This is a genomic window from Alterirhizorhabdus solaris (assembly GCF_007785815.1).
Classification (GTDB): domain Bacteria; phylum Pseudomonadota; class Alphaproteobacteria; order Sphingomonadales; family Sphingomonadaceae; genus Alterirhizorhabdus; species Alterirhizorhabdus solaris.
This window is the reverse complement of sequence record NZ_VNIM01000133.1, coordinates 1-9606: the sequence shown is the minus strand read 5'-3', so window position 1 is coordinate 9606 and position 9606 is coordinate 1. Positions and strand designations below refer to the sequence as shown.

Sequence of the window (9606 nt, the reverse complement as noted above, 5' to 3'; positions counted from 1 at the left end):
AAAAAGGGGCCGAGGTGGGGCAGCCGGCCGAGCGCGACCAGCCGCTCCACCGACAACGGCCAGTGCAGCGCCTGCCCCTGCGGCAGATAGGCGATGCGCCGTGCCAGTTCGGCCGGTTTGAGCGTGGCGACATCCGCCCCGTCCAGCAGCACGCGGCCCTGCGACGGCGGGACCAGCCCCAGCAGCGCGCGCGCCAGCGTCGATTTGCCCGCGCCGTTCGGCCCGATCACCCCGACCAGCCCGCCGCCGGAAAGCGTGGCGCTCACCCCGTCCACCACGGTGCGCCCGCCGAGCCGGGCGGAGAGGGTTTCGATCGCCAGAGTCGTCACAGGCATCACCACAGACGCCGCTCCCGCGCGAGCAGGTGGAGGAACACCGGCACGCCGAGAAACGCCGTCAGCACGCCCAGCTTCAGCGGGGTGGACGAGGGGATCGCGCGCACCGCGATATCCGCCAGCAGCAGCAGCAGCGCCCCGCCGAGCGCGGAGGGGAGCAGCGAGGCGGAGGGGCTGCGATCGGTGAGGGGGCGCACCAGATGCGGCACGATCAGTCCGACGAAGCCGATCGTCCCCGACACCGCCACCGCCCCGCCGATGCCGATCGCCAGCCCGAACAGCAGCCGCCATCGCACCGCGCGAAGATCGACGCCCAGCGTGCGGGCGCTGTCCTCGCCCAGGCTCAGCGCATCGAGCGCGCGGCCGTCGCGCAGCAGCAGTGCCAGCCCGACGGCGACGCACGGCGCGGCGATCCACAGGTCCTTCGTCGAGGCATTCTCCAGCGAGCCGAGCAGCCAGCTCATGATCTCGGAGGCGGCAAACGGATTGGGCGCGAGGTTGAGCGCGAGGCTGATGCCCGCGCCCGCCAGCGACGAAATCGCGACGCCGGCGAGGATCAGCGCCAGCGGCCCTTCGCTGCGCGCCGACAGGCGAAGCAGCGGCAGCAGGGCCGCCAGCGCGCCCGCCACGGCGAATAGCGGCAGCACCCAGCCGTGGCCATCCGCCAGCCCATAATACAGCGCCACCACCGCGCCGAGCGAGGCCATGCCTGACACGCCGAGCACCGACGGCTCGGCCAGCGGGTTGCGCAGATAGCCCTGCAAACTCGCGCCGCCGCCGCCCAGCATCGCCCCCACCAGCAGCGCCAGCAGGGTGCGCGGCAGGCGGAATTCCAGCACGATCGCGCGCACCATCGGATCGCCGTGCGGGCCGAGCGCGGCCAGCAGCCGGCCGGGCGCGATGGGGGCGGGGCCGACGAGCAGCGACGCGCCCGTGCCGACCAGCAGCACCACCACCATCGCGGGGATGAGCCAGTGTGTCGCGCGGACAGCGGCGGGGGGAGCGGGCGACACGGCGGACCTCGTTTCGGATCGGTCTTGGCCCGTCACGATTGTGTCCCGGGCGGGTTGCCGCCATGCCGTAGCCGTACCATCCGCCCGAAGAAAGCCTCTCCCCGATGCCCGCGCGCCGCCTGTTCGCCCTGCTGTGCCTGATCCCGCTGCTGGGGGCCGCGCCGCCGCCGGTCCGGCCGACCCGTATCGTCTCGCTCAACATGTGCGCGGATCAGTTGCTGATCGCGCTGGCCGACCCGGGCCAGATCGCCGCGCTGACCGAATGGGCGCGCGACCCCGGCCTGTCCTATTTTGCCGACCGGGCCAAGGGGCTGCCCTTCACCCACCGCACCGCCGAAGAGGTGTTCGCGTTGAAGCCGGACCTGATCGTCGGCGCGCCGTTCCGCACCAAGGCGGTGCTGGCGCGGCTGAAGGGGCAGGGGGCGACGATGCTGGAACTGCCCGCCAAGGACGGGTTCGACGGCATCGTCGCGACGGTGCGCGCGATCGCGGATGCCACCGGCCACCCCGACCGCGGCGAGCGGCTGATCGCCACCATGCGCCACGATCTCGCCGCGATCGGCCCGCCACCGGGGCGCGGGCGGGTGGCGGCCTATTATCAGCGCGGCGGCTACCTCACCGGCACCGGCACGCTGGTGGACGAGGCGTTCCGTCGCGTCGGTCTGGTCAACCTGTCCGGCAGGCTGGGCAAGCCGGCGCTTTCCACGCTGTCGCTGGAGGAGCTGGCGCTGGCCCGCCCCGATTTCGTCGTGATGGACAGCGGCACTCGTCGCGTGCGCGATCGCGGCACGGCGCAGCTTCACCATCCGCTGCTGGAGCGCGCAGTGCCGGCCACGCACAGGCTCTATATCCCGCAGGCGCTCACGGTGTGCGGCGGGGCGGGCTTCCCCAAGGCCGTGGCGCTGCTCGCCGCGCAGGGGCGCGCGGCGGATCATGCGACGAGGTGAAAGAAGGTGCCGGTGACTTGGCCGGCGCGGCTGCCGGCGGGCGGCATCGGGTTACCCTCGCCGTCGGTCATGTTCGCCAGCGGCTCGCCCCCGGCCGAGACGATCGTGGCGTGGTGATATTCGTGGCCGACGCTGGTGGACCCGGCGGCCGCGAACGGCATCGCCCGCCGCCACGTGGCGTAGCGATAACCGAGGTGCAGCTTGCGCGCGGCGAAGCTGGTGACGACGGGCAGCAGCCCCGCCATCGCGTGGGCCGTACCGTCCGCAACGATCAGCGCCTCGCCCAGCGCCATGTAGCCGCCGCACTCGCCGTGGACCGGGCGCGTTTGGGCGAAGCGGCGCAGGCCGGCGAGGAAGCGCGCATTCGCCGCGAGCGGGCCGGCGTGCAGTTCGGGATAGCCGCCGGGTAGCCAGCAGGCATCGCACTCGTCGGGCGGGGCGTCGTCGGCCAGCGGAGAGAAGAAGGCGATCGTCGCGCCGGCCGCGTGCCATGCCTCGATCAGGTGCGGGTAGAGGAAGGCGAACGCGTCGTCCCGCGCCACCGCGATACGCTGTCCGGGCGGGCGGAGCGTTTGGCCACCCGACGCCGCTACGTGGGTGGGGCGTGCGCTTGCTCGGATCGCGTCGAGATCGCAGGTGTCGGCCAGCAGCGTCGCCATCCGGTCGATCCGGTCGGAAATCGCCTCGCTCTCGCACGCCTGCACCAGCCCGAGGTGGCGCGAGGGCAGCGCCATGCACGGATCGCGCGGGATCAGCCCGAACAGCGGCAGGCCCAGCCCGGCGAACCCGGCCGCCACCATCCGCCCGTGGCGCGGGCTGGCGACGCGGTTGACGATCACCCCGGCGACCGGCGGCCCGCCCGGGAAGGTGGCGAGGCCGTGCGCGACGGCGGCCAGCGATTGCGCCGCCCCGCCCGCATCCAGCACCAGCAGCACCGGCCAGCCGAGCGCATGCGCCACCTCCGCGCTGGCCCCGGTGGTCGCGCCGGGGCGGGCGACGCCGTCGAACAGGCCCATCGCGCCCTCCGCCACGATCAGGTCCGCCGCTATCCCCGCCCGCACCGCGAGCGCGGCGAGCATCGCCGGGGGCATGGCGAAACTGTCGAGGTTCAGCGCCGGCCGGCCGGTGGCGACGGCATGGAAGGCGGGGTCGATATAGTCCGGCCCGGTCTTGGCGCCGGCGACGCGCAGGCCGCGTCGGGCCAGCGCGCGTTGCAGTGCGATCGTCACCACCGTCTTGCCGCTGCCCGATCGCGGCGCGGCGACGAGCAGGCCGTCGGCGAGCGGTCGATCGGCGAGCGGAGGCTCAGCGATCGACGACATGCAGCGCCTCCCGCGCCTGCCAGCCGCGCCGTTGCAGTTCGGGCTCGATCGCGGGGTCGGCGGGCAGGCCGAGGCACAGCAGCCCTACCAGCGCCCACTGCGCCGGCACGTCGAGCATCGCGGCGACGGCCGCCGGATCGAGGATCGAGACCCAGCCCAGCCCGATCCCCTGCGCCCGCGCGGCCAGCCACAGCGTGTGAACCGCCATCACCGTGGAATAGACCAGCGCCTCCGGCATCGTCGCGCGCCCCAGACCGTGGCCGGTGGACGGCGCCTCGTCGGAGAAAACGGCAAGGATCAAGGGCGCCTCGCGCAGCCCGTGCAGTTTCAAACCCTTGTAAAGCGGCCCGCGCGCATCGTCGTAGGCCGCCCCTGCCACGGTGACGGCGGCGTCGACATGCGCCGCCAGCATCTCGCGCAGGGCGGGGGAGCGGACGCGGACAATCCGCCACGGCTGCGCGTTGCCGACCGAGGGGGCGAGCGCCATCGTCTCCAGCAGCGCCGCCACCGTTTCGTCGGGCAGCGGATCGGTGCGGAAATGGCGCACGTCGCGGCGCCAGGCGAACAACGTCGCCAGTTGCGCGCGGAATGCGTCGTCGAACAGGGGCGGGGTGCTCAATATTCGATGCCGGGCTGCGCCTTCACGCCGGAGCGGAACGGGTGCTTCACCATCGTCATCTCGGTCACGAGGTCCGCCGCCTCGATCAGCGCCTCCGGTGCGTTGCGGCCGGTGACGATCACATGCTTGTCCGCCGGTTTGGCCGTCAGCACCGCCATCACCTCGTCCAGCGGCAGGTAATCGTAGCGCAGCACGATGTTCAGTTCGTCGGCCAGCACCATGCGGTAGGCGGGGTCGGCGATCATCCGCTTCACCTCCTCCCACGCCTCGCGCGCCACGGCGATGTCGCGCGCGCGATCCTGCGTGTCCCAGGTGAAGCCCTCGCCCATCGCCTTGAATTCGATCACGTCGGGGAAGGCATCGAACACCTTCTTCTCGCCCGTCTCCCACGCGCCCTTCACGAACTGGACGACGCCCACCTTCATCCCGTGGCCGATCGCGCGCGTCACCATGCCCAGCGCGGCGCTGGTCTTGCCCTTGCCCTTGCCGGTGTGGACGATCAGCAGGCCTTTTTCCTGCGTCTTGTTCGCCATGATCTTCTCATGCGCGGCCTGTTTCTTCTGCATCTTCTCGTTGTGGCGCTCGTCGGTCATGGTCATGTCGCTGACTCCTGAAGTTCGGCGAGCAGAACGCCCGCGCTGTTCGATTTCGGTTTCCACAAGCGACGGTCGAGCGCTTCGGCCAGCCGTGCGGCGGTCTCGCGCAGGGCGGCCGGGTTCACCTCGGCCATGAAGGCGCGCACCGTCTCGTCCTCGATGAAGGCGGCGTGGACGGCGTCGAAGTGATGGTCGCGCACCGCGTGGGTGGTGGCGGCGAAGGCGAAAAGATAATCGACCGTCGCCGCGATCTCGAACGCACCCTTGTAGCCGTGGCGCATCATCCCGGCGATCCACTTGGGGTTCACCACGCGGGCGCGCACCACGCGACCGATCTCGTCCTCCAGCGTGCGGACGACCGGCTTTTCCGGGCGGCTCAGATCGTTGTGGTACGAAACGGGTTTGCGCCCCGCCAGATGCTCCACGGCGGCGGCGATCCCGCCCTCGAACTGGTAGTAATCGTCGCTGTCGAGCAGGTCGTGCTCGCGATTGTCCTGATTCTGCACCACCGCGTCGATGCCCGAGAGGCGCGCGGCGAACAGATCCTGCCCGGCCTCGCCCTCGATCCCGCCGCCATAGGCATAGCCGCCCCATTGCAGATAGACCCCGGCCAGATCGGCTCGATCGTGCCACAGTTTCTCGTCGATCATCGCCTGTAGTCCGGCCCCGTAGGCGCCCGGCTTCGATCCGAACACGCGCACGCCCGCGCGTCGCGCCGCCCCGGCCGCCGTCTCGCCGCGATCGATCAGCCCGGCCGTCTCGGCGCGGTGGCGGGCGGCGGCGGGGTTGTCGGCTTCCGGTTCGTCCAGCGCCATCACCATGCGCGCGGCGGAATCGATCAGGTCGATCTGCTCGGGGAAGGCATCGCGGAAGAAGCCCGAGACGCGGAACGTCACGTCCACGCGCGGGCGGCCGAGTTCGGTGACGGACATGAGCTCGAACCCCGTCACCCGGCCGGACGACCAGTCCCATCGGGGGCGCGCGCCCATCAGCGCCAGCGCCTGTGCGATGTCGTCGCCTCCGGTCCGCATGTTGGCGGTGCCCCAGGCCGACAGCGCGATGCTGGCGGGGTAATCGCCCTCGCGCTGGAGATAATCCTCCACCAGCAATTGTGCCGAGCGGAAGCCGAGATCCCACGCCGTCGCGGTCGGCACCGCGCGGGTATCGACCGAGTAGAAGTTGCGCCCGGTCGGCAGCACGTCCGGCCGCCCGCGGGTGGGCGCGCCGGACGGGCCGGGCGCCACGAAGCGCCCGTCCAGTCCGGCCAGCAGCGCCGCCGCCTCCGCCGGCCCACAGGCGGCGACGCGGGGGCTAAGCGAAGCGGCGATCTCCGCCATCACCACATCGCTGCACGGGCCGAGCGGGGCAGGGGCAGCCAGCCGGCCGAGCGCGAGCAACTCCAGCCGCTCGATCGTGTCGCCCAGCGTGCGCCACGGATCGTCCGAGAGCGGGGCGAGCACGGCGGGGCGCGGTCCGTCGTAGGCATCGCCCATCCGGCAATCGAGCGGATCGAAGCCGAGCGCGAGATCGTCCGCCATCGCCCGCAGCAGCGATGCCTGCCCCGGCCGGTCGTGCCCGCGCGGGGTGCGGGCCAGCGCCAGCAGCAGTTCGTCGCGCAGGGTGGCTTCGGGCGACCGGGTGAAGACATGCAGGCCGTGGCGGATCTGCATCTCCTTCAGCTCGCACAGATAGTTGTCGAGCGTGGCGAGCGCGTCGTTGCCGTCGCCGGTCATCCCGGCGTCCACGTCCAGCCCGGCGCCGCGCGCCAGATCGAGGATGTCGCCGCGCAGCCGCTCCGGCCGGCGCGGGTCCATGCCGGCGGCGAGATAATATTCGTCCACCAGCGTTTCGAGCTGGCGCAACGGACCATAGCTCTCGGCGCGGGCGAGCGGCGGGGTGAGGTGATCGATGATCGTCGCGCCGATCCGCCGCTTGGCCTGCGTGCCCTCGCCCGGATCGTTGACGATGAACGGGTAGAGTTGCGGCACCGGCCCGGCGCACACCTCCGGGAAGCAGGTTTCGTCCAGCGACAGCGCCTTGCCGGGCAGCCATTCGAGGTTGCCGTGCTTGCCGACATGAACCACCGCCTGCGCCGCGAACACATGATTGAGCCACAGGTGGAACGCGAGGTAACCGTGTGGCGGCGGCAGCGCCGGATCGTGGAAGCTGGTCTTGGGATCGATGTTGTAACCGCGCGCCGGCTGCACCGCGATCACCAGATTGCCGAAGTGGTGGGCGGGCAAATGGAACGCGCCGCCTCGCACGAACGGGTCGTCCTCCGGCGCACCCCAGCGGCCTTCGATCTCCGCGCGGGCGGCGGCGGGGATGGTGTCCAGCAGACGGTGGTAATCGGCGAGCGACAACATCGCGTCGCTCGCGCCGCGACCGGCGTTGGTGACGCCGCCCAGCAGGTGCGCCATCAGCGCCGCCCCCTCGCGTGGGGCATCGCCCACGGCATAGCCGGCGTCGGCCAGCAACAAGACGATCGCGGCGGTGCTGGCCGGCGTATCCAGCCCCACCCCGTTGCCGATCCGCCCGTCGCGGTTGGGGGAGTTGGCCAGCACCAGCGCCACGTGCCGCTCCCCCGGCGGGGTCTGTCGCAGCCGCGCCCAGCCGGCCGCCAGCGCCGCCACGAAGCGCAGACGCCCGGCCGCCACGCGCGGCACCACGATGTCGCACTGGGTGCGCGGATCGAAGCGCGCCGCCGCCTTGAACGCGATCGCCCGGGTGAACAGCCGCCCGTCCACCTCGGGCAGCGCGACGTGCATCGCCAGGTCACGCGGGCCGAGGCCGCGGGCGCTCGCTGCCCAGGCGCTTTCCTCGATGCCGGCGAACAGGGTCTGCAGGATGGGGCAGTCGGCGCGTTCCAGCACGCCGGCCTTGCGATCCTCGCCGGGGGAGGAGGCGGCGAAGGCGGTGGCGTTGAGGATCACGTCGGGCCGGGTCGCGTCGATCACGCCGGCCAGCACCTCGGTGGCGAACGGCTCGCGTAAGGAACGGACGTGGACGGCCACCACGTTCAGCCCCGTCGCCTCCAACGCCGCGACGGTCGCATCCACCGCCTCCAGCGTGCCGGCGATCAGCAGCGCGCGGTAGAACACGAACAGCGCCACCGGCCGCCCGGCTATCCAGCGCGCGCGCACCTCGTCCAGCGTCGGCCGCTCGCTGCCGGGCCGGTGCAGGCCGGCATCTGGGACAGGCACCGGCTCGTCGGGCGTGCCGGCATCGCCGCCGATCAGCCGCGTGGCGGTCCGCAGGAACGAGATCGCGTTGCCGACGCCGCCCTGCCGCAGGTAGGCGGACAGCCGATCGCGCATATCCGCCGGCACGGTGGAGGCGCGATCGAGGTCGGGATCCTTCTCGCACCCGTCGGCGAGCGCGGCGAAGGCGATGCCGCGTTCGCGCGCCACCCGCGCGATCTCGTCGATGCCATAGGGCCAGTAACCCTTGCCGCCGAGCAGCACGACGCAGACGAAACGCGCGCCGGCGATCACCTTTTCCACGTACAGATCGACCGAATAGGGGTGCTTCAGCCGCAGCAGGTTCGCCAGCCGCACGCCGGGCGCGGCGTCGCCCAACAGGTCGGCGGCGCGGGCGAAGCAGGCAAGGTCGCTGTCCGCCACCGTCAGCAGCACGATGTCGCCCGGCGTCTGGCCGAGGTCGATCGCCTCGTCGCCGCTGTCGATCGTGCCGGGGGTGGCGGACAGGATGTGCATCAGGCGGCGGCCACCGGCTCGGACGCGACGAACTCGGCGGCCAGCGCGGCGCGGATCGCGGCCTCGTCCAGCCCGGTCTGGCCGATCACCACCAGTTGCGAGCGGCGCGCCTCGCCGCCCCACGGCCGGTCGAAATAATGCTCGATGCGTGGGCCGACCGCCTGCACCATCAGCCGCGCCGGCCGGCCGCGCACCGCCACCGGCCCCTTGATCCGCAGTATGTCGTGCGCCTCGATCACCCGCGCCAGCGTGGCGAGCAGGGCGGCGGGCCGCTCGATCTCACCCGCCTCGATCACGAAGCTGGCGAAGTCGTCATGGTCGTGGTCTTCCTCCGCGTCGTGGTGCGAGGGGCGGGCGGCCAGATCGTCCTCGGCCGCTGCCGTGATGCCCAGCAGCGCGCCGATATCGACTGCGCCGTGGGCGGCGCGCACGATGCCGACGCCGGCGCGGGTGGCCGCGGCAATGCGGGTCTCGATGTCGGCCAGCGTGTCGGCATCGACCAGATCGGCCTTGTTCAGCACCACCATGTCGGCGCAGGCGAGCTGGTCCTCGAACAGCTCCTCCAGCGGGCTGTCGTGATCCAGCGACGGGTCCGCCGCGCGCGCCGCCGCCAGCGCCTCCTCGTCGCTGGCGAAGCGGCCGGCGGCGACCGCATCGGCATCGATCAGCGCGATCACGCCGTCCACCGTGGCGCGGGTGCGGATCTCGGGCCAGCCGAACGCCTTCACCAGCGGCTTGGGCAGCGCCAGCCCCGAGGATTCGATGATGATATGCTCGGGCGGGTTCGGCCGGTCGAGCAGCGCGGTGATCGTCGGCAGGAAATCGTCGGCCACGGTGCAGCAGATGCAGCCGTTGGCCAGCTCGACGATATTTTCTTCCGGGCAATCGGCATCGTTGCAGCCGCGCACCAGATCGCGATCGACGCCGACCGAGCCGAATTCGTTGATGATGAGCGCGAGGCGGCGGCCGTTGGCGTTCTTCAGCAGGTGTCGGATCATGGTCGTCTTGCCGGCGCCGAGGAAGCCGGTGATGACGGTGGTGGGGATACGGGACATCGG

Annotated in this window: 8 protein-coding genes; 1 reads left to right on the top strand and 7 read right to left on the bottom strand. The window is 71.9% G+C overall.

Going from position 1 to position 9606, the window contains the following annotated elements:
• Together FOY91_RS19540 and FOY91_RS19535 are read right to left on the bottom strand one after the other, a co-directional pair.
• Positions 1 to 329 (bottom strand): ATP-binding cassette domain-containing protein (locus FOY91_RS19540; RefSeq protein WP_145155478.1); only part of this gene is annotated, 329 nt, incomplete at its 3' end.
• 5 nt (positions 330 to 334) lie between these two features.
• Positions 335 to 1294, bottom strand: a complete 960-nt coding sequence (locus FOY91_RS19535; protein WP_145155476.1) for a FecCD family ABC transporter permease — start codon at positions 1292 to 1294, stop codon at positions 335 to 337.
• A gap of 158 nt (positions 1295 to 1452) precedes the next feature.
• Here FOY91_RS19535 and FOY91_RS19530 point away from each other — a divergent pair, with 158 nt between their 5' ends.
• Positions 1453 to 2295, top strand: coding sequence for an ABC transporter substrate-binding protein (locus FOY91_RS19530; protein WP_145155472.1), 843 nt, complete (start codon positions 1453 to 1455; stop codon positions 2293 to 2295).
• Here the strand turns inward: FOY91_RS19530 and FOY91_RS19525 are convergent.
• The 5 genes from FOY91_RS19525 to cobW are packed head-to-tail and all read right to left on the bottom strand — an operon-like array spanning position 2280 to position 9603.
• Positions 2280 to 3617, bottom strand: a complete 1338-nt coding sequence (locus FOY91_RS19525) for a cobyrinic acid a,c-diamide synthase CobB (protein ID WP_145155470.1) — start codon at positions 3615 to 3617, stop codon at positions 2280 to 2282. The genes FOY91_RS19530 and FOY91_RS19525 overlap by 16 nt on opposite strands.
• Complete coding sequence (gene bluB, locus FOY91_RS19520) at positions 3601 to 4236, bottom strand: 5,6-dimethylbenzimidazole synthase (protein WP_145155468.1); 636 nt, start codon at positions 4234 to 4236, stop codon at positions 3601 to 3603. Before bluB ends, FOY91_RS19525 begins: the two co-directional genes overlap by 17 nt.
• Positions 4233 to 4835 carry a cob(I)yrinic acid a,c-diamide adenosyltransferase gene (gene cobO / locus FOY91_RS19515; protein WP_145155466.1) on the bottom strand — a complete coding sequence of 201 codons (603 nt, stop codon included), beginning with the start codon at positions 4833 to 4835 and terminating at the stop codon, positions 4233 to 4235. The genes bluB and cobO overlap by 4 nt, the downstream gene beginning before the upstream one ends.
• Positions 4832 to 8548 carry a cobaltochelatase subunit CobN gene (cobN, locus tag FOY91_RS19510; RefSeq protein WP_145155464.1) on the bottom strand — a complete coding sequence of 1239 codons (3717 nt, stop codon included), beginning with the start codon at positions 8546 to 8548 and terminating at the stop codon, positions 4832 to 4834. The genes cobO and cobN overlap by 4 nt, the downstream gene beginning before the upstream one ends.
• A complete protein-coding gene (gene cobW / locus FOY91_RS19505) occupies positions 8548 to 9603 on the bottom strand; it encodes a cobalamin biosynthesis protein CobW (RefSeq protein WP_145155474.1) in 1056 nt (351 codons plus the stop codon). The genes cobN and cobW overlap by 1 nt, the downstream gene beginning before the upstream one ends.
• Between the last annotated feature and the right edge of the window lie 3 nt (positions 9604 to 9606).